A 20869-nucleotide genomic window follows, 5' to 3' on the forward strand; every position below is an offset into this window, starting at 1 on the left:
TTTATACAACCGCACCGAGTTGGAAGATTGGGAGATACATGGCGATCATCAAACCGCCAACTAGTACACCTAGAACCGACATAATTATTGGCTCTAATAATGAGGTTAAACTGTCCACCATATTATCTACGGCTTCTTCGTAATAAACGGCGACTTTATCCAGCATCGCATCAAGAGCGCCCGATTCTTCACCAATTGCAGACATTTGAATTAAAAGGGTTGGAAATATGGCGCGTGCTTTTAATGCTGTGTTTAATTGTATCCCCGTTGATACATCCTCTCTGACCCTAATAATTCCTTCACTGTAAATCCTATTTCCTGCTGCACCTGCTACGGAAGTTAGTGCGTCAATAAGCGGAACACCGGCAGCAAAAGTTGTTGCCAGTGTACGTGCAAACCGTGCCATTACTGATAAGTAAATAATTTGCCCAATAATCGGAAGTTTCAGAATATATTTATCTACAGCGTAGGCCAGTGCAGGAGACCGCTCTACAGCAAGTTTAAAACCAAAAACACTAGCAATCATTGCGACTAAAATAATGAACCAATAGGCTTGGGCCAATTCGGAAAGGTGCAGTACAAATAATGTAAATGCGGGTAAGTCTGCGCCGAAGCTGCTAAATGTTTCGGCAAATTGCGGTACAACTTTTACAAGCAGTATTCCGGTAACAATAATGGCTACCACTACTACCGCAATGGGGTAGGTTAAAGCTTTCTTTATTTTTGCTTTTAATGCTTCTGTTTTTTCTTTGTATGTTGCGATTCTGTCGAGCATTGTTTCTAATGCACCTGACTGCTCGCCTGCATCCACAAGGTTACAAAATAGGTCGTCAAAATATTTGGGGTGCTCTCGTAGAGAATTTGCAAAACCACTACCTGCCGCTACGCTGTCTCTAATCTGTAGTACCAGCTTTTTTAAGTTTGGGTTTTCCAATCCGTCCGCAACTATGTCAAATGCCTGCACAAGTGGAACACCTGCCTTCATCATAGTAGCCATTTGGCGAGAAAAAACGGCAATATCTGCAGGTTTTATTGCTTTACCGCTAGAACCAAACAATGGTTTGGCTTTTTTGGAAACTGATTTGGCAGTAATTCCCTGCTTGGCGAGCAGTGTTCTCACGATAGTAGGGCTGCCGCCATTCATTTCGCCCTGGATTTTATTGCCTTTTTTATCAATACCTTTATAGATATAGGTATTGGTAGTGGCTATCTGTTTAGGTCTGGCAGCTACTTTGCTTTTGCTTGCCGATTTTGTTGTCGTAGTTAGTGCCATGGATTAATCCTTGGTGACTCGGTTGGCCTCTTCGAGGCTGGTTAGTCCCATTGCAACTTTGCGCAATGCAGATACCCGTAAATTATTAAAACCCGCTTCTTTGGCGGCGCGTGCAATTTGCAATGAATTGCCGCCCTCCATTATAAGGTTGGCAATTGTTGGGGTGATGCGAACCACTTCATATACCCCCACGCGTCCTTTATAGCCGTTATTGCACTTCTCGCAGCCGCCGGGGTGAAACAATTGAAATTCCGCCCGCGGAATCCCAATTTCATCAAAACCTTCTTGGGTAAGTATGTCGGCAGGAATATCGATTGCTGGTTTTTTACAGGCACTACACAGTCTACGCGCCAAACGCTGGGCAATAATCAAACTCACGCTTGTTGCAACGTTAAATGCTGGTACCCCCATATTTAACAAACGAGTCAGCGTTTCCGGCGCAGAGTTGGTGTGCAAAGTAGATAAAACCAAGTGACCTGTTTGTGATGCTTTTATTGCAATTTCGGCGGTTTCAAGGTCGCGAATTTCCCCCACCATAATCACGTCAGGGTCTTGGCGCAAGAAGGAGCGCAGTGCTTCAGCGAAGGTAAGACCAACACGTGAGTTCATTTGAACCTGATTAATACCTTCAAGGTTAATCTCCACCGGGTCTTCCGCGGTAGAAATATTTACTTCGCTAGTATTTAAAATATTTAAACCGGTATAGAGCGACACGGTTTTACCGCTGCCCGTTGGGCCAGTTACCAGAATCATCCCCTGCGACTGTGCCAGAGCATCCATATAGAGTTTTTTCTGCTCGTCTTCATAACCTAATGCATCAATCCCCAATTTGGCGGAGCTGGGATCGAGAATACGCAATACAATTTTCTCGCCGAACAAGGTGGGCAGGGTATTTACCCGGAAGTCGATAGCGCGAGTTTTGGAAACTTTTAATTTTATGCGGCCATCTTGTGGCAAACGACGTTCAGAAATATCCATTTGCGACATGACTTTCAAACGCGCCGCCATACGAAATGCAAGGTTTACCGGAGGACGAGACACCTCGTGTAAAACACCATCGGTACGGAAGCGAATGCGGTAACTTTTTTCATAAGGTTCAAAGTGGACATCGGACGCGCCACCTTTGATTGCATCCAGTAAAACTTTATTAATGTATTTAACAATAGGGGCTTCATCGGCTTCACTGGTGTCATCATGTGTTGCTGTGTCGCTGACCGCCTGAACATCCAGTTCGTCCATATCGTCATCAAGACCACCTAGTGCGTCGCCCAATGACTCCTCTTGCGCGTTCAAATACTTATCTATCGCGACTTGAAGTTTGTCTGCTTCAACTAATACGGCCTCAGTATTAATGCCGGTGTTGAATTTAATTTCGTCCAGTGCGTGTAAATCGGTAGGGTCGGTAACAGCAAGGAACAGGCGATTACCGCGGCGAGCAATAGGCAGTGTGTGGTGTTTACGAATCAGCTTATCGTCCACCAGCTTTTGCGGAATCATGTCCTTATTAAGCGCATTCAAATCAAAAACAGGAGAGCCAAATTCTTCGGAAGCGATCAACGCCAGGGTGCGCGCATCCACAATGCCCTTGGCAACCAGATGTTGTGCAAAGGGTATTTTATCCTTCTTTGCTTGAATGACCGCTTTGGTTGCGAGCTCTACTTCTATGATGCTATCCGCGACGAGTCTGCGGGCTAGTCCATTTAATGACACAGGTGTTGGATTATTCATCTGGTATGCCGTGAGTTACGAGTGTTATAAGTGAAACGATTATATGCGCCAAGACTATCCCAACTCTAGCAGCTAACAGCGGGTAGAGCCTAACCCTGCCTGCCAAATTAACCAATGATTGCTGGGGAGTGACAAAAAATGTCAGTTAGTGTCTGTTTGGGGAGATTGTCTTTTTCTCGTTGCTGCAAAGAAAGTCGGATTTTGTGATGCGCATCTCGCATTGGTCGGGTTTTTGAAGGGGGGTTCTTGTTGGCATAGCAGTTGCTCTACTCCAATTGTGTGTTGTTTTAAATTCAATAATCCTTTGGAGTTTCATTATGAAAAAAACTATTCAACAAGGCTTTACCCTGATCGAACTGATGATCGTAGTTGCAATTATCGGTATTTTGGCCGCCGTTGCTTTGCCTGCTTATCAGGATTACACAATCCGTACCAAAGTTTCCGAAGGTTTGGTGTTGGCAAGTGCATTAAAGACTGCAATCGTTGAAACTCATCAGTCCCGTGGTCCTGCTACCAAAGCCTGTACCGATGCTGCTACTTGTGCGACGCTAGGTGCTACGCCAATGGATGCAGCTCAGGCAGCTATGGTTGCTAACCGCAATGTTGCCTCCGTCACTAGTGATGCTGCTGGTGTAATTACAATTAACTATAAACCTGCAGTGGTCCCTGCAGGTAATAATTTGATTACGATAACTCCAACGCCAGCTGATTTATCTGCTGCTGCTAGCGCTGGTGCTAATATTACTTGGGATTGTGCAACTCCAGGCCCAACACCTGTAGAGCAAAAATATCGTCCTTCAGCTTGCCGTCAATAATTTAGTAAGAGCTGATTGCTCAGAAAACGTAGTTAAAAGGCGGAATAATTCTATTCCGCCTTTTTTATTTGGGTCGTAGAGATGTTATTGGATCTAAAAATTAAAGTGCAGGCATTTGTAGTTCACCTTGGGTTGAGTTTGGCTCTGGGTATTGTGGCTGCCTTGTTGGTATTTGGTTTATGGTTTCCTTTCCCTTACCGTGAAGTTGCAGGAGGTTGGGATTTATTTATTTTGGTAATGGTTGTGGATGTCTGTTGTGGACCGTTACTTACGTTTGTTGTTTTTAGCAAGAAAAAGCCTAAAGCAGAGCTGGTGCGAGACTTGGGTTTTATAGCGTTTATTCAGTTAGCTGCTCTTTGCTATGGGGTCTATGCGGTATCAGTCTCAAGGCCCGTTTTTTTGGTTTTTGAAGTGGATCGTTTTAGGGTTGTATCAGTTGCTGACATTGAGGTTGCTGATCTGCATCAAGCACCTAAAGAGTTGCAAGGTTTAAGTATGACAGGCCCCAAAATCATTTCTGCCCGTGTACCCAAGTCAGGTGATAAAGACTTTGTTCGTGCAGTGGAGCTTGCGATGAGCGGTGTTGAGGTTTCGTTTCAGCCGAAATATTGGCTTCCTTATTTAGATAAGCGAGAGGAGGTTTTACAAAAAGTAAAATCCATAGCGGAACTGAAACAAAAAAATCCAAATAAAAATCAGATCATTGTTGATGCGCTGGCAAAAACTGCGCTATCAGAAGTTGACCTCGGTTATCTTCCGCTCCAAGGTCGAGTGCACTCTGATTGGGTTGTATTTGTTGAGCTAAGAAGTTTGGGCGTGGTTGGGTTTGCTAATGTGGATGGGTTTTAAGCATTTGTTATGTTTTTTATGCAACGTTTGGTGTCCAAAACGTAAACTATACCGCCCAGTGTTTTTCTGAACCTGTAACAACCGCATCAGATTCCATCACAAACCCCCATCGACAAATCCACCTCCTTACAATGCTTAGTCAACCCACTAATCGAAATAAAGTCCACTCCGGTTGCGGCGGTGGGTACCTCGGTTTGTTCGTTGATGTTGCCTTATGCTTCCAGTTTCGATCTTCCTGCATTAATGGCGACGGTTTTTGTCATGTTATTTAGCATTGCTCATTTGGTTGTCATCAATGATTTTTCTACGAGTTTGTTATGGCGCTTATATTTTTGGCAAACTCTTTAAAGTCCTCCAAATGTTTTGATGCAACAGCAAATACAATATCCCAGTTCAAATCATGATAATTATGTACCGCTAAATTGCGAAAGCCGACGGATTTTTTTAAACGGTCAGCGAGGTGGGAGCTAATCAGGTTCTGTTCTGCAAGGCGCTGAAATGTTTCACTCATGGTGTTTGGTACTGGCTGGCTGGAGTTTGTTAGTGAGTGTGCGGCTATATCTACACACAATTGCACGGCGCGGCTGAGGTTAAGCACAATAACGTCTTGCAGATCAATATTAGTTTTAAGTTCGCTCGCATTCGCCGGACATTTGTCTTCAATCCGTTTAATGCAGCGATAAAGTGAATCCAGTTTTTTATTGATAATTATTTTGTCCATTGTGCTCTTCTCTCTGTAAGCATTCGTTCTACATAAGGTAAAAAGTCTGCGCTTTCGAACAGGTGGCGTTTAATGAGTTCGGCGTGGTCTGCATCGCTGCCTAAAAGCCTTTGGCCTTGCAGAATTTCTCCTAATAAAGGTACGCCAGTTGTTTTTAGATCGATAAGGTCAATAGCGCGTCCACTTGCAATCGCAAGGTCCTCAACCAATGCGATGTATTGCTCGGTGGTAAGGGGTTTACTGTCTTGAACTGCAATATCCAGGTCGCTATCTGGTCTGGCCGTACCTTTGGCTACTGAGCCGAAGATATAAGCTATGTTTATTTCGGGATGCTTTTCTAGCGCTGCAATAATTTTTTGCTCTTCCATCACAAAACCCTCATCGACAAATCTACCGCCCTGCAATGTTTTGTTAGTCCACCAATCGAAATAAAATCCACTCCGGTTTCTGCTGTCGGCACCAAAGTTTGTTCGTTGATATTGCCCGATGCTTCCAATTTCGCTCTTCCTGCATTAATGGCAACGGCTTTTTTCATGTCTTCGATGCTGAAGTTGTCGAGCATGATGATGTCTGCACCTGCCTCTAGGGCTTGATCCAATTCTGCAAAGGTTTCTACTTCTACCTCAACCGGTTTGCCGGGGGCGATTTGATGTGCGTTGGCAATCGCCTTTGCTATGCCGCCACAGGCAGCAATATGGTTTTCTTTGATAAGGAAGGCATCGTAAAGACCGATGCGGTGATTGTGGCAGCCACCGCAGGCGACAGCGTATTTCTGGGCTGTGCGCAAACCGGGAATGGTTTTGCGGGTATCGAGCAATTTGACTTGGGTGTGGGCCACTTGTTGGGCGTAATGGTGGCTAATGGTCGCTGTGCCTGAGAGTGTTTGTACAAAATTCAGTGCAGTGCGTTCACCGGTTAACAGGCTGCGGGCGCTCCCGTGTAGGGTAAAAAGTGTGCTGTTGGCTGGCGCGGCTTGTCCGTCGTCTACATACCACTCAATAGTGACCTGTGGGTCGAGCTGTTTGAAAACCTCGGTCACCCAAGCCCTGCCGCAAAAAATACAGTCTTCTCTGGTTATTACCCGGGCATTAGCTTGTTGTTCAGTGGGTATTAGTTGGGCAGTAATGTCGCCGCTGCCAATGTCCTCTGCTAAGGCAAAAGTGACCGATTGAGTAATGTCGGAGGTCAGAGTGTGCAGATTTATCTTGTGATTGATGATCATAGTGGTTGTCGAATTAATGTGCATAAATGTGGCAATAAACGACCAGTTTGGCGTCTTTCTCTTTGTCTAATTCCAAAAGGAACTTTAAAAGGGGTAAGCCAACGGTATGGTTATAGCCATTTGTGATATGTCTCTCGATCTTATCATTTGCCTGCTTGATGTGTCTTTGCCTTCGTTATACTCCCTTTATGCAAGTTTTCTTTCAATGGTAATTCACCATGAGTGAACAGATGAAGTCAGACACTAATAGGGTGGTTCAGCTAGTCACTGAGCGTCCCGCCCCCGTCACTCAGCCCGTTGTGCTGGCGCGCTTACCTGCCCCCATGCACTCCTTGCGTGATAAGGCTCGTCAGCAATTGCAGCTTTATCTGCGCGAGCTGTTTGATCGCATTGACGATGCCATGTTTGAACTGGCGGATAAGGCGAACAACAATCAGGATCAGAACATTTTCTTTGATTCCATGCGCGAAGTGCGTATCCGCCGCCGCGCTATAGAGAATTCTTTTTTCCGTACTATTGATATCAGTTTTGCGCGTCTGTTAGACCCCAGTGCTTACAAAGATGAAAAGCGTTCAGCGGAAAAGGCTGTTTCGCTGGATGAGTTGTCGATTGTAAAAAATGATGAATTGGAGGAAATGGTTGCTGTAGAGGGGATGGTGAATAAAGCGAATGAGCAGTTTGCCGAACTTATCCAGCACCTGACTTTGCGCATTGACCACTTGGTTCCAACCAAGGTTTATCAAAAAAATAATCCTTTGGGTGTGGATGTTATTTGCAGCGCATTTACTGATGCGGCGGAATCTTTGAGCATAGATCTCAAAGCCAAGCTGGTCATGTACAAAATTTTTGACAATGTGATGATGAGTAAGTTGGGCAAGTTATTTGAGGTGCTCAACCAGACTTTAATTGATGCCAATATTTTGCCATCGCTCAAATCTGAGCTGCGCCCCGTGAAGCGTCCTGACACCTCGTCTAGTCATACTGCTGACAATTTTGGACAGGGGTTGACGGCGGAGTTGAGTGGTGGGATGAATCATTACGATGATCAAACCCGACAAGTATTAAACCAACTTCGTAATTTATTAGGCCCGAATAGAAGTGCGCCGCGCAATCAAGTTCCTGGTGATGAGATCAATACTCAGGACTTGATTAAAATGTTGTCGCTCGCGCAGCAGCAAAATACCTTGGCCGTAAACAGCGCTGGCCCGGCCAATTTGCGCAGTTTTCTAACTGATTTATTACACAGTGAAACGCAAACGACCGCGGCAATCAATCAGATTGATGATGATGTTATTAATCTGGTTAGCATGATGTTTGAGTTTATTCTGGATGACCGCAATTTGGCGGCGCCCATGAAAGTGTTGATTGGTCGCTTGCAAATTCCAATGGTAAAAGTCGCCATTGCGGACAAGACTTTCTTTAGTAAAGGTGGGCACCCAGCACGCCGCTTATTAAATGAAATGGCGATGGCCTGTTTAGGTTGGCAAGAACCGACCGATGAGAATCAACGCAAGGATACCCTGTTTGCAAAAATGGAAGAAATGGTGCAGACCATCCTTGCCGAGTTTGATACCGATATTGGTATTTTCGAACGTTTGCTGGTGGATTTCCGCTCGTATCTGGATAAAGAAAAGCGTCGTGCACAAATTCTTGAACAGCGCACCATTGATGCTGAAGACGGTAAAGCCAAATCCGAGCGCGCGCGCGCGCAAGTGGATGCAGAATTAAATCGTATTACCGTTGGCCGCGACTTGCCCTTGGCTGTGACTAAGTTATTGCGTGAGGCTTGGGCCAATGTGATGTTTATTACCTCGCTCAAACAAGGTGTTGAAAGTGAAGAGTGGCGTCGTTGTACACTCACTGCCCAGCAATTGGTCTGGAGCGTTGTGGCGCCGATGGATAAAGACAACCGTCAAAAATTATTGAAATTGGTTCCCGAGTTGTTACAGAAGTTGCGTGCGGGCTTAGAGAGTATTTCGTTCAGTCCATTTGAGACGGGCAATTTATTTAAACAATTGGAAATTGTTCACTTGGCGCGTTTGCGTGGCGACACCAAACCTATCGCACCTGCGGCACCGGTGGCTCCTACCATGGATCTTGCCGCTAAAACGCAAGAGATGGTCGCCAAAGCAGCAAGCATGAAAGCGGCAATGGCTGATGCCCAAGCAAGATCACAAACAGCGCCTGCTGCTGTATCGCCAGTTGAGGTAGAGGAGTCTGTGGCGGTTGCTCCTGTTGCTCCGGTAATGGCAGAAATTGTGGAATCTGTAGTGGCAGTCGCTCCGGCTTCTGAATCAGAAGCTACTTCCGAGTTGGTTCAGGAGCATGTGGCAGAGCCTGTCATACAAGAAGTAATTGCTGACCCACAACATCTGGCGTTGGTAAACAATATTACCCAAGGTACCTGGTTTGAAATGCAGGGTGAAGCTGGAGAAAAATACCGTTGCCGTTTAGCGGCAATTATTCGCTCGGTAGGAAAATATATTTTTGTTAACCGCTCCGGAATGAAAGTCGCCGAAGAAAGTCGTGAAAGTTTGGCGATTGCATTACAAACCAAACGTTTAACTATTTTGGATGATGGCATGTTGTTTGATCGTGCACTGGAAGCGGTGATTGGTAGTTTGCGTGATCAGCGTACCTTGAGTTAATCGACGAATTGTTGTGCGTAAAATAAAAACGCCTCCCATTAACAAAGGGAGGCGTTTTTATTTCCCCTTTTAAAAAAGGGGAGCTAGGGTGTTAGGAGGTGTCTTTAAATCCCTGCCAATCTCCCTTTGTCAAAGGGAGGGAGCCAGCACCACCAATGTTTGCCCTGCTTGCACGCGTGCGCCATCGGTTTTTAACAGATGAGTGACTTTGCCGGAGCAACTGGCGGTGATGTTAATTTCCATTTTCATCGATTCCAATATCAATAACACATCCCCCGCGTTCACCTCTTGCCCGACGGTTACTTGTGTTTGCCATACGCTGCCCGACACTGAACTGTCGATGCGAATGGCGTCTTCGGGAAATTCGGTTTCGCTATGCTCTTCTATTATTTCTTCCTGTTCATAATTGAATTGGCCGTTGGCATGCCAGCGCGCTAGTTCTTCATCAAATGCTTGTTCCCGCTGTTGGGTAAACTGATTGATCGATGGCTCATTCTGCTCGATAAATTGCTGGTATTCGCTTAGGCTAAAATGGCTTTCTTCAATTTTTAGTGGGTAGCGCCCTTGTGGAAAGTTTTTGCGAATCGTTTGTAATTCTTCAGCGCTGACTTCATAAAAACGAATTTGGTCAAAAAAGTTTAGCAACCAGGGTTGTTTAAATTCTTTCGTTTGGCGATAGCGGTTCCACATTTGCAATGTGCGCCCGACAAACTGATATCCACCTGGGCCTTCCATACCGTATACACATAAATAAGAACCTCCTATCCCGACAGAGTTTTCTGCCGTCCAGGTGCGGGCGGGGTTGTATTTTGTGGTGACTAAACGGTGGCGCGGGTCTACAGGCGTTGCGACTGGCGCGCCCAAATACACATCGCCCAAGCCCATGACTAAATAGGAGGCGCTAAATAAAATGTTCTTAACGTCGGCGATGGAGTCCAGGCCATTAATGCGGCGAATAAACTCCAGATTGCTTGGGCACCAGGGCGCATTGGCACGTACTGACTGAATATATTTTTGAATGGCCAATTGGCACGCTTCGTCATCCCAGCTGAGCGGCAAGTGCACAATGCGCGAGGGCACACTTAATTGGGCGAGTTGTGTTTTTAACGCGCGTTCGCCCACTTCAAGGTGTGCTAATAATTGTGCGAGGGATAATTGCTGGCTGTCGTAGTGAATTTGTAGTGAGCGAATGCCCGGTGTTAATTCACGTAAACCAGCGAGTGTATTTTGCTCTAACCATTGCATTAACGCGTGAGCGCGAAAGCGCAGTTTTATATCCAACTCAAGCACGCCGTATTCAACCAATAAAAAATGATCACCCGCCGCGCGGTAAACAATATCTTCACCAAATTCAGTGGCGGCGAGAGTTTTTACAATTGGTGAGGAGGGAATGGTGATGCGCCAACTACAATTGACGGATGCCAATGTTTGCAGCGATTCGTTTTGCGTTTTTTCAATAACAACTGCATCCGCAATGGTGACAGGTACAAAACGAATTTTATCGCCTGCACGCACTTGTCCGAGTTTCCATAAATCGGCACTGATTACCGTGGCGGGACAGACAAAACCGCCAAGTGAGGGACCATCCGGCCCGAGAATAACGGGCATATCACCAGTAAAATCCACCGTGCCAAAGGCATAAGCATTATCGTGAATATTAGAGGGGTGCATACCCGCCTCACCGCCGGAGCTGCGTGCCCACTCTGGTTTTGGACCAATTAAGCGCACACCGGTGCGGCTGGAGTTGTAGTGCACTTCCCAGTCAGTAGCAAAAAACGTGTTGATGTCTTTTTCTGTAAAAAAATCCGGCGCGCCGTGGGGGCCATAGATAACGCGTAGCTGCCAGGTGTTGTTAATTTCTGTCTTCAGCTGGTCGTTAAATTTAGGAGTTGTAATCTTGGGGTTACAATTTTTTTCGTCGAGTGATAGCACATCGCCCGCACGCAACGCACGGCCATTGTGGCCGCCAAATTGGCCGAGTGTAAAAGTGGATTTTGCGCCGAGGTAATCGGGGCATTGAATGCCGCCCGCCACGGCTAAATAACTGCGCGCGCCTTTATCGCTGATTCGCCCAAGCTGTAATTGTTGCCCGGCTTTTATCTCAATCACTTCGTACAGCGGAATTATTTGACCATCGAGTTTTGCATCAATTTCCGCACCCGTTAATACAATTTTAGTGTCGCAACCAAATTTTAATCCGGGGCCTTGCAGGGTGATTTCCAAACCAGCAGCCGTTTCGCAATTGTTTAACAAGCGATTCGCCAAACGAAACGAGTAGCTATCAAAAGGGCCGGAGGTGGGAACACCCACATGCCAATAACCGGTGCGACCGGGGAAATCCTGAATAGTGGTTTGCGTGCCGCCCTGAATTACATCGATACGCGCCGGTTTAAATACAAAATTATTTAAGTAACGCGTGGTCATGCGACCTTGTAGAAGTGTTTCGTCTTTTAACAAGCTGCGTAAATAACCAAGGTTGGTTTCTATGCCGTAGAGGTAAGTGTTATCCAGCGCCTTGGTTAAGTTTTCCAGAGCCTGCTCGCGGTTGTCACCTGTAACAATAATTTTGGCAAGCATCGGATCAAAATACGCGGGGACTTCTATGCCGCTTTCAATCCAATGATCGATACGCAGATAATTTTGTGGCTCAGGGAACGACACTTTGCTGAGCAAGCCCGCGCAGGGTTGAAAATTCAGTGCGGGATCTTCCGCGTATACGCGCACTTGAATAGCGTGGCCTGAGGGGGTTAGTTGTTGACGCAGGGATTTTAGCTCACCTAATTCTCCAGCGGCTTGGCGCAACATCCACTCGACTAAATCCACGCCGTATACTTCTTCGGTAACACCGTGCTCAACTTGTAGGCGGGTGTTTACTTCGAGGAAATAAAACTTATCGTCTAATGAATCGTAAATAAATTCTACGGTGCCTGCGTTGCGATAATTAACCGAGGCGAGTAATTGTTCGGCTGTGCGTTGCATGGCTTCGCGTTGCGTGTCCGATAAATTAGGGGCAGGGCATTCTTCCACTACTTTTTGATTGCGGCGCTGACTGGAGCAGTCGCGCTCACCAATCGCCACCGCTGTACCTTTGCCATCACCAAAAACTTGCACTTCAATATGACGCGCCGCGGCGATAAATTTTTCCAAAAATACGCCGTCATCGGCGAAGTTATTTTTTCCCAAACGTTTTACCGAATCAAAGGCACCCATTAAATCCGCTTCGCAATTGCACAGCTGCATGCCAATGCCGCCACCACCTGCAGTACTTTTTAGCATGACAGGGTAGCCAATAGTGGCCGCCGCTCGTTTGGCATCATCTATATTAATTAATAAATCGGTGCCGGGGCAGAGTGGCACATTGGCTGCCTGTGCCAATTCGCGCGCTTTGTGTTTTAAACCAAAGGTAATCATTTGTTCCGCAGTCGGGCCGATAAACACCACGCCTGCCGCTTCACATTCCGCCACAAAGTTGGCGTTTTCGCTTAAAAAACCATAACCGGGGTGAATTGCTTGGGCGCCAGTTTGCTGCGCAATCGCGATAATTTTTTGGCGATCCAAATAAGTCTGGGCAGCAGCGCCCTCACCCAAACAATAGGCTTCATCCGCCAGGCGTACATGCAGCGAGTCCGCATCTGATTCTGCATACACCGCAACGGAAATAATATTGAGTTTTTTGAGGGTGCGAATGATGCGGGTAGCAATGGCGCCGCGGTTGGCAATAAGCACTTTGGTAAACATGATTTGCTCCGGCAGGTCGTCCTGCTGGGATTAGTTACGACAATGGTCGTCCATTGAAGATATTTGAATGTATTTATTTACTCTTTCAAAAATCTAATTTAATTCCACACAATCACTTCAATCGGTGTTGGGTTGTAACGGTTGCAAGGGTTGTTTAATTGTGGACAATTGGAAATTAGCATCACAATGTCCATTTTCGCTTGCAGCTCCACATATTTTCCCGGTGCGGAAATGCCATCGGCAAAGGTGAGGCCGCCATCACTGGTAACGGGTACATTCATAAAAAAATTAATGTTGTGGGTGATGTCGCGTTTGCCAATACCAAACTCCGGGTGTTCGGCAACGGCGAGCATCCAGCTGTCGCGACAGGCGTGCATGCAGCGTTTTTCCAAGCTGTAGCGCACGGTATTGCTTTCGGTGGCGCAAGCACCGCCGAGGGTGTCGTGGCGGCCGCAGGTGTCAGCAACAATTTCCAGTAATTCATTGTTAGCGTTGGATATGAGTTTGGTGCCTGCACTTAAATATAAATTGCCTTGGCTACGAATGGTATCCATCGCGCTGTAGCGCTCGCTTGGGTCTTTGGCGTTATAAAATAAAACGTCTGCTGCCTGGTTGCCTTCCAAATCCACAATGCGAAAGGTTTGGCCTTGTTTTATTTCACCTAAAAAATAATCACCGGCTTTGACGTGATGGCGCGCGCTGGCCGTTTCCGGGTGTAAATGACTTTGTTTGAGAGAAGCGTTGTGTTTGAGTGAAGTGCTGTGTGTGAGTGACATGCTGGGCCCCTTAATTCTTCGCTGCCAAATAATACAGTGCGTTGTTTTGGAATCCGCGTTGGTTTTCCGGGCGGAAATTTTTGCAGTAGTCGTCATCGCCCACGGGATCGGCTTCGCCCAATTCAATTTGCACTGAGGTAAAGGGGTAGCTGCTAGATTTATTGAGCGGATGTGGGCAGGCGTGCATTACCACCAGCGTATCCATTTCAAAACGCAACGTAACGCTATTGCCTGCGGCTTGGTTATTGGTGTCGAGGTGGATATTGCCATTATCATCGGCGATGACTTTGCTAAACCAATTAATGTTGGATGCCATATCCGCGCGTCCTAAACCGTATTTAGCCAACTCCACTAAAAAGGCGTCGTAACCGTTTTGCAGCCATTGATTGCGATCGGTTTGATAATCACGTTTTCCAAATTGCTGCGCAATAATCTCTGCGGTGCTATTGCCGCAAACTGTGTCGTGCCAGTTGCCTGCGCCATTCACCGAATAATCTTCAACAATCGAGGCGAAAATTCGCCCCATGTCCGAATACAAACAATTGCCGCGTTGCAATTTAAAAGTGTGTTGGCATTTGAGGGTATCGGGTGCGTTGTAGCGCTCCAATAAATTGCGTGGGTTGTAAAATAACATACCGACGTTCGCGCCGCCGGTTAGATCGGTAATTTTCATCAAGCTGCCGCGGCGCAATTCCAGTGACCAGTGGCCATTGCCGGGCAGTGTAGTGGTGTAAAGAATGTTGCTCATGCGTAAACCTTAACCTTCGTTGTGCTCTTGGGCGATTGATTTCAGTTCTGCCGGAATTTCTGTACTGCGCTTGGTGATCGGTAAATCGTAAGTGATATTTGCACCGTAGGCGGTGGGCGCTTGATTGTCGCGACGCAGCTTGTCAAATACCCACAGCCGCGTGCCTAAATAAAAACCTTCACTTAAATCGTGAGTCACCATAAATACAGTAAGCTGATGTTCCTGCCAGAGTTTTAAAATTAATTGATGCATATCGGCGCGAATGCCGGGGTCGAGTGCCCCGAATGGTTCATCCAACAACAAAATACGTGGCTTGCGAATTAAGGCTTGGGCGATGGCAAGGCGCTGTTTCATGCCACCGGATAATTCGTGCGGGTAGTGGTTCAGTGAGTGACTGAGACCGACGGAATCCAGTAATGCTTTTGCTTCGTCGATAACAACACGTTTTTGTTTGCCGAATAATTTCCCCAGCAGCGGTGAACGTTCAAATTCACGCGCGATGATGACATTCTCCAATACGCTTAAATGGGGGAAAACTGAATACTGTTGAAAGACTATACCGCGCGATTGATCCGGTTCGCTGCGAATGGTTTTACCATCCAGTAACAACTCACCCGAGCTGGGTACTTCCATGCCCAACAACATTTTTAAAAAAGTACTTTTACCGCAGCCGGAGGTGCCGACCATGGTAATAAACTCGCCAGCCTTAACACTGATATTTAAACGCTCCAGCACTACATTGTCGCCGTAGGTTTTCCACAAGTTTTTTGCCTGAATCATGGGTGCTGGCATCTGCTGGGCTCTTTTTTCTTCAAGAATGGTTTTATCAAAAGGAAGAATTGTCATAGTGCTGTTCGCCTAGTGTTTGCTGCTTGGCTTAATGTTTACTGTTTGGACTGTGCCAGGGAAAACACCAGAGATTTATTTTTGCCAGAAGCCAATCCACCAAAAAGGCGAGCAGGGTGATCCAGGCAACGTAAGGCAAAATCACATCCATCGACATATAACGACGCACCAGAAATATGCGATAACCCAAACCGTCGGTAGAGGCGATGGCTTCGGCGGCAATTAAAAATAACCAGCCAGCTCCAAGCGATAAACGTACGGCATTAATTAAACGCGGCATTAATTGTGGTGTTAGTACACGCACAATAATTTGCCAGGTAGATGCACCCAGTGTTTGTGCTTTGACGAGTTGTTCGAGTGGAATTTCCTGTGTGCAGCGCTGCATGTCGCGCGCGATAAACGGGGCAACGCCGATCACAATTAATGCAACTTTGGATAACTCGCCCAAACCAAACACAATAAATAACACTGGCAGTAACGCCATGGGCGGCACGAGTGAAATCACTGTCAACAGCGGAGCAATCGGTGAATAAATCGTGGGAATCGCACCGGTTAATAAACCGATGGTAAAACCCAAAATGGCAGCGATAAAAATTCCCAGCGCTAAACGATGCAGGCTGCTGAGTGTGTCCTGCCAAAATAAATACTCACCGCTACGTTTGCTGGGTTCAAACGCGAGGCTTTGCATGGCCGAACCCATTTGCGCAAAACTTGGCAAGAGTTTGTCATTGGCATTTTCGGCCAAGCGCGCATCGGAGGCGACCAGATAAATCACCAGCAATAACGCAAAGGGCAGAATGCCCAATAATAATTTCAGCGGTTTTGATGGTGTTAAATTAATTAATCGTTTCATGGCGCTCTTCTTTTTTGTTTGACGTCACTCCCGCGTACGCGGGAGTCCAGTATTGTCTCTGGATCCCCGCTGGCGCGAGGATGACGGCTCTCGTGGTAATTAACCCAAGGAGTTAAAGTTTTTTGTCGGCAGCCATTTGCATGTAGGTGGTATCAAAACGCAGTTTCACGTTTTGTTTGTTGCCATAAATTCCTTTGGGGCCTGCGACGCCGATGAATTCGGCATCGGGTGCACCTTCGCCTAACAGGCCGTGGTCAAAAGAAAATTCAGCGACTTTTTGCATGGTGCTCAAGAGTGCGTCGCTGTTGACGAGTTCCAGCGCGGCTTGCGGGGTGTAAAACATTTTGGTGCTGGCGAGTTGTGCTTCAAAACCGGCGAGGTCAGTGCCTGATGCCACGGCCATTGCTGTTTTGGCTTCCGTTGCGGCTTTGTCGCTACCGCTCATGGTGGTCATGATTTCATACCAGGCGCCAACGAGCGCTTTGCCCAAGGCCGGATTTTTTTGCAGGGTGGCGGTGTTCACTATCATCAAATCCATAATTTCGCCGGGGATTTGTGAGGAGTCAAATACCTTGGTGCTGTTGGGTTGTGCGAGGATTTCGCTGAGCAGCGGGTTCCAGGTGGTCACTGCAGTAACGTCTTTGGTGCCGTAAACCGCAACCATATCAGCATCGGAGGTGTTCACCACTTTCACATCGGCTTCTTTCATACCGACCGATTCCAAGGCGCGGGCGAGCAAGTAGTGCGACACACTCAACTCAACCAAATTCACTTGTTGGCCTTTGATGTCCTTGAGGGTTTTGTTGGTGCCTTTCAGCACAACACCGTCGTTGCCGTTGGAGAAGTCACCCACGATCAGCGCCGTTGAATCCACGCCGCCCGCCGCTGGAATGGTGAGCGCATCCATATTGGTCATCACGCAGCCATCAAATTGGCCGGCGGTATATTGGTTAATTGACTCGACGTAATCGTTGATTTGTACCACTTCGATTTCAATGCCGTATTTCTCGGCCCATTTATCGACAATTTTTTGCTCGGCACCATAGCCCCAAGGCATCCAGCCTACATAGATGGACCAGCAGACTTTGAAGGGTTCAGCGGCACTGGCGAGGTTGGCGGAAAGGCCAAGTGTAAGGGCGAGTAATAGTTTTTTCAGACGGGAATGACGCAACATGAACAACCTCCAAGGGTATGGGTATACATCGGCGCAAGCATTAAGAGACCACTCTGGCGATTAGGCCAATCATCTCCCGGGCTTTTGTCCCGCCGTGTAACCCATGACCTGCCAGAAGGTCTGGCGGCAGAGGTCGAAAGCTCTCGGACCAGACATCATTGGATGATTAATCGAATGACCGGAACCCTAGCTCTCTATTTAACAAATTGTGTGAATAGCCAGATCGCCCAGAGTGCGAATCAGTTATTTCGAAGTTCATATCGCAATATGAGTGCCAATTGTGGCAATTGGCGCGTGCAAGCGGTAATGGCGCGACTTGCCGCGTTTCACGCGCGGTAGAAGTTGGGTTAAGGATTGTAGTGGTGTGCTCATTTGGTGCACATGGGGTTATAGGTAAGTCTAGTTGTGCGCCTTTTTGGTGCTATTTGTTTGCTGGCAGTGGGTGATTATTTTTTGCTCGCTGAGGGGCTAAAGCCGAGCTATTCTGTGAAACATCCACTGCAAGCTGCTAAGATTGTCGTTCAGGACAACCTTTTTGCCCATAACAGCGGTGGTTTCTTGTTTGGTTTTTAGGTTCGCACAGGCCCCTGATCTGGGTCTTCACAGGCAGGGTCTAAGGAATATGAATCTCACGGACTTATTATGCAAAACTCAGGTATGCAAAACTCTGGTGTACAAGCTTCAGGTTTACCCGGTGCCGATACTCCCAAATCGTCTCAATACACGACTGTCGCTATGTCAGAGCAATTAATTATTGAACATTTAAAACATTGTCGCGATTTAACGCGCGGCTTTGCGTATCGTGTTTTCCCCAATTTTTGGCGCGAGTGGTGTAAACAGATCCTTGAAATTGCCGAGCAGGCGAAATCGAATAAAGATCAGGTTGCGCTCTATGAAATCCAGAACTTGCTGAGCGCTGTGCAACAGGCGGCGGAGCAGGAGTTTTGCCAGCACTTGGCCAATGGCTTTGTAAAGTTCAAAAACAAATCGCTTAATACCCTGACCGGCGAGGAGCGCTTTAGTGGCGACATTCTCTCGCTAGTCGAGCATTCGGATCTGGAAGAGACGATTGCCATCACCTCAATTACCCATCGCGCGGACAATTTTTTTGCCGAAAACCTCTGGGCATTGCAACAGCGTTTAGCCCTGCTCAATGACGGCGAAAAAATTGATGAGCGCACCAACCCTGCCAGCCCGGTACAGTTTTGCGAGGCGCTGCGCAAGGTATTAACGAATCTGGATGTGGATGTAAAAACCAAAATCATCGGCTACAAGCTGTTTGATCAGGACGTGATCGGCATGCTCGGCGAGCTGTATGACGAGCTTAACGACTATTTGATCCGCCAGAATTTACTGCCCAATCTGCGTTTTGTGGTAGCACAGGATAAAGCTGACGCAGCTCGTGAGGACGCCATCCAGGATGATCCTTCCGAGCGAAACAGAACGGATGCTGAGCTGCAGCAACAAACCCTGGATGCCCAACAGCATCAGCGCCGCGCTAGCGATAAACTGCTAACCGGTGCGCTCAATCCCAACGATATTCAATATCAAAACAGTTTGCTGAATGCGATTCGCTTGTTGCAAACCCATGTCACCCAATTAATGCCCGCTGTTCAGGCTAGTGGCTTTACGGGGGCGGAGCAGCAGGACAATCGCGGGGCGAATAACGTACCAGCGCCTGCCACTACAATGCCGGGCGCCACGGCGGTTGCCGCTGTGGCCAATACGCCGCCAGCGCAACTGCAGATATACAGCAGCAATCAATTGGTGAATGTGCTGGAGCAGATGCAGGGCAAGGCTTATCACCTGAGCCAGCAAGCCTTGGCTGATCGTGACGCTGGCCCGGTTGTTATTCCGGTGCAAACCGTGGCCGCTGTCAGCCAGCAAATGATGCAGCAGATTGCCAGCGAAAATGAAAATGGCGCGGTAGAAGCGGGTGATATGCAAACCATCGACCTGGTCGGCATGTTGTTTGAGTACATGCTCTCCGACGATCACTTGCCCGATTCAGTCAAAGCGCTGCTCAGTTATTTACACACGCCGTTTCTCAAAATCGCTTTTATCGATAAAGGCTTTTTTGAGCAACCGGAACACCCGGCGCGGGTGTTGCTCAACAGCCTTGCCGAAGCGGGTGTGCGTTGGGTGAGTAATGACGGTAGCGACCAATACGATATTTTCACCAAAATCAAAACCACGGTGTTCCGGCTGTTGCATGAGTTCAAGAACGATGTGCGCATTTTTGCCGAGCTGCTGATTGAATTTAATGGCTACACCAACAATGTGGCGCGCCGTCAGGAATTGATGGAGCGGCGCGCGCTGGAGAAAGCCCAGGGTGAAGAAAAGCTGCGCGAAGCCAAATTGCAGGTGAATCACGAGGTGCGTAGTCGCACCGATAACCGTGAAATGCCTTCTGCAATCCTCCTGTTATTGCTTCAGCCCTGGTCGGATTACTTGTCCTTTGTGCTACTGCGCTACGGCGAAAAATCCGAGAGCTGGACGCGTGCGCTCAAAGTAATTGACGATTTGCTCTGGTCGCTGGAACCCAAAACCAGCCAGCAGGACAAGGTCAAACAAATGGAGCTGCAGGATAATCTGCATGCGGCGCTCGAGCGCGGTTTTGAAACCATTGGCTACGAGCAAGCCAAGGGCCGCAAATTGTTGGATGCGGTAGCGTCCCTGCAGCGCATGGCGTTGCTCAGCCGTAAAGCCGAGCCAGCTCCGGCACCAATGCGCAGCAAACTGGAATTACTCGCGGCGGAAAAAGCCGGGCATGCCAACGTTCAGCAGCAGCCTGTTTCTACCGAAGAAGCCAAGATTGTCGACAGCCTGAAAATGGTGGAGTTTGGTACCTGGTTTGAGTTTGATGGCGGCAAGCGTCTGAAAGTGGCTTGGTACAACAAAAAGACCCAGCACTACATGCTGGTGGATCAGCAGGGGCGCAAAGTATCGCTGGCGGCAGGTTTACAGCTGGCGCGGGATATGATCGCCGGGCGCGCCAAAATTATTGCGGGCAGTACCAAACCCTTCTTTGAACGAGCGCTGGAAAATATTTATCACACACTCAACGAGCGTGCCGATCACCTCAAAACGGGGGCTGCATCATGACGCATAATTGTTCCAAGGAGCATGATCGCGAACTGGAGCGGCATATCATCAACGGTGATGTGGATGTTTATGACAGTTTGCGCGATATGTATGTTGGCCGCTTGGTAAATATCCATACCCAAGGATTGATGGTGATGGGGGATTTGTCACTGGAAGAGGATCGCCTTTACACCCTGGACTTGCATTTGCCCGAGCCAGTTAATGACCAAATGGTGATTCATTTGGGGGTGGATTGTTTGTGGACGCGGGAGGCTGATCTGGCAGGTAAATACTGGATTGGTTTTTCCATTATCGATGCCTCTTCACAGGCGTTGCAGTCTATTCAGGCGTTGGTGGAGCGATTGGGCGAGTCTTATTAGTTTGTGATTGCCAC

General features: G+C 47.6%; 16 protein-coding genes and 1 riboswitch. Of the genes, 5 read left to right on the forward strand and 11 right to left on the reverse strand.

The features are described from left to right. Window position 1: 1 nt before the first annotated feature. Both O59_RS19275 and pilB read right to left on the reverse strand, forming a co-directional pair. The gene (locus O59_RS19275) at window positions 2–1273 is read right to left on the reverse strand and encodes a type II secretion system F family protein (RefSeq protein WP_007645756.1); all 1272 of its coding nucleotides are present in this window, start codon (window positions 1271–1273) and stop codon (window positions 2–4) included. A 3-nt stretch (window positions 1274–1276) separates the two neighbouring features. Then, window positions 1277–3001 carry a type IV-A pilus assembly ATPase PilB gene (gene pilB, locus O59_RS19280; protein WP_007645758.1) on the reverse strand — a complete coding sequence of 575 codons (1725 nt, stop codon included), beginning with the start codon at window positions 2999–3001 and terminating at the stop codon, window positions 1277–1279. A 317-nt stretch (window positions 3002–3318) separates the two neighbouring features. On the opposite strand from pilB, the gene O59_RS19285 reads away from it, so the two are divergent. Together O59_RS19285 and tfpZ are read left to right on the forward strand one after the other, a co-directional pair. Continuing rightward, entirely contained in the window at window positions 3319–3816 is a 498-nt protein-coding gene (locus O59_RS19285; protein ID WP_007645760.1) for a pilin, read from the forward strand. Window positions 3817–3897: 81 nt separating this feature from the next. Further along, a complete protein-coding gene (gene tfpZ, locus O59_RS19290) occupies window positions 3898–4665 on the forward strand; it encodes a TfpX/TfpZ family type IV pilin accessory protein (protein ID WP_007645761.1) in 768 nt (255 codons plus the stop codon). A gap of 304 nt (window positions 4666–4969) precedes the next feature. Here the strand turns inward: tfpZ and O59_RS19295 are convergent, their stop codons facing one another. Genes O59_RS19295 through nadC form a run of 3 tightly spaced genes read right to left on the reverse strand, consistent with a single transcriptional unit; the run spans window position 4970 to window position 6632 of the window. Next, window positions 4970–5386, reverse strand: a complete 417-nt coding sequence (locus tag O59_RS19295) for a DUF86 domain-containing protein (RefSeq protein ID WP_007645763.1) — start codon at window positions 5384–5386, stop codon at window positions 4970–4972. Continuing rightward, window positions 5374–5754 carry a nucleotidyltransferase domain-containing protein gene (locus O59_RS19300; protein WP_007645764.1) on the reverse strand — a complete coding sequence of 127 codons (381 nt, stop codon included), beginning with the start codon at window positions 5752–5754 and terminating at the stop codon, window positions 5374–5376. The genes O59_RS19295 and O59_RS19300 overlap by 13 nt, the downstream gene beginning before the upstream one ends. Further along, window positions 5754–6632 carry a carboxylating nicotinate-nucleotide diphosphorylase gene (nadC, locus tag O59_RS19305; RefSeq protein ID WP_369728959.1) on the reverse strand — a complete coding sequence of 293 codons (879 nt, stop codon included), beginning with the start codon at window positions 6630–6632 and terminating at the stop codon, window positions 5754–5756. The genes O59_RS19300 and nadC overlap by 1 nt, the downstream gene beginning before the upstream one ends. 194 nt (window positions 6633–6826) lie before the next feature. On the opposite strand from nadC, the gene O59_RS19310 reads away from it, so the two are divergent. Next, the gene (locus O59_RS19310; RefSeq protein ID WP_040393610.1) at window positions 6827–9256 is read left to right on the forward strand and encodes a DUF1631 domain-containing protein; all 2430 of its coding nucleotides are present in this window, start codon (window positions 6827–6829) and stop codon (window positions 9254–9256) included. Window positions 9257–9385: 129 nt separating this feature from the next. Here O59_RS19310 and uca read toward each other — a convergent pair whose 3' ends face one another. The 6 genes from uca to O59_RS19340 form a co-directional block, all read right to left on the reverse strand. Next, window positions 9386–12994, reverse strand: coding sequence for an urea carboxylase (gene uca / locus O59_RS19315; RefSeq protein WP_007645768.1), 3609 nt, complete (start codon window positions 12992–12994; stop codon window positions 9386–9388). A gap of 98 nt (window positions 12995–13092) precedes the next feature. Beyond that, window positions 13093–13770: an urea amidolyase associated protein UAAP2 gene (locus O59_RS19320; RefSeq protein ID WP_007645770.1), complete on the reverse strand. Its 678-nt coding sequence runs from the start codon at window positions 13768–13770 to the stop codon at window positions 13093–13095. Between the two features lie 10 nt (window positions 13771–13780). Next, window positions 13781–14518 carry an urea amidolyase associated protein UAAP1 gene (locus tag O59_RS19325; protein WP_007645772.1) on the reverse strand — a complete coding sequence of 246 codons (738 nt, stop codon included), beginning with the start codon at window positions 14516–14518 and terminating at the stop codon, window positions 13781–13783. Between the two features lie 9 nt (window positions 14519–14527). Then, complete coding sequence (locus tag O59_RS19330) at window positions 14528–15298, reverse strand: ABC transporter ATP-binding protein (RefSeq protein ID WP_040393670.1); 771 nt, start codon at window positions 15296–15298, stop codon at window positions 14528–14530. 97 nt (window positions 15299–15395) lie between these two features. Further along, a complete protein-coding gene (locus O59_RS19335) occupies window positions 15396–16217 on the reverse strand; it encodes an ABC transporter permease (RefSeq protein ID WP_007645775.1) in 822 nt (273 codons plus the stop codon). A gap of 112 nt (window positions 16218–16329) precedes the next feature. Then, entirely contained in the window at window positions 16330–17391 is a 1062-nt protein-coding gene (locus O59_RS19340) for a putative urea ABC transporter substrate-binding protein (protein WP_007645777.1), read from the reverse strand. A gap of 71 nt (window positions 17392–17462) precedes the next feature. Further along, window positions 17463–17592: riboswitch (guanidine-I (ykkC/yxkD leader) on the reverse strand. A 441-nt stretch (window positions 17593–18033) separates the two neighbouring features. Here O59_RS19340 and O59_RS19345 point away from each other — a divergent pair. Together O59_RS19345 and O59_RS19350 are read left to right on the forward strand one after the other, a co-directional pair. Next, a complete protein-coding gene (locus tag O59_RS19345) occupies window positions 18034–20496 on the forward strand; it encodes a DUF1631 family protein (protein ID WP_007645783.1) in 2463 nt (820 codons plus the stop codon). Next, window positions 20493–20855: a PilZ domain-containing protein gene (locus tag O59_RS19350; RefSeq protein WP_007645785.1), complete on the forward strand. Its 363-nt coding sequence runs from the start codon at window positions 20493–20495 to the stop codon at window positions 20853–20855. Before O59_RS19345 ends, O59_RS19350 begins: the two co-directional genes overlap by 4 nt. The last annotated feature ends 14 nt before the right edge of the window (window positions 20856–20869 follow it).

The organism is Cellvibrio sp. BR, assembly GCF_000263355.1.
Taxonomy (GTDB): Bacteria; Pseudomonadota; Gammaproteobacteria; order Pseudomonadales; family Cellvibrionaceae; genus Cellvibrio.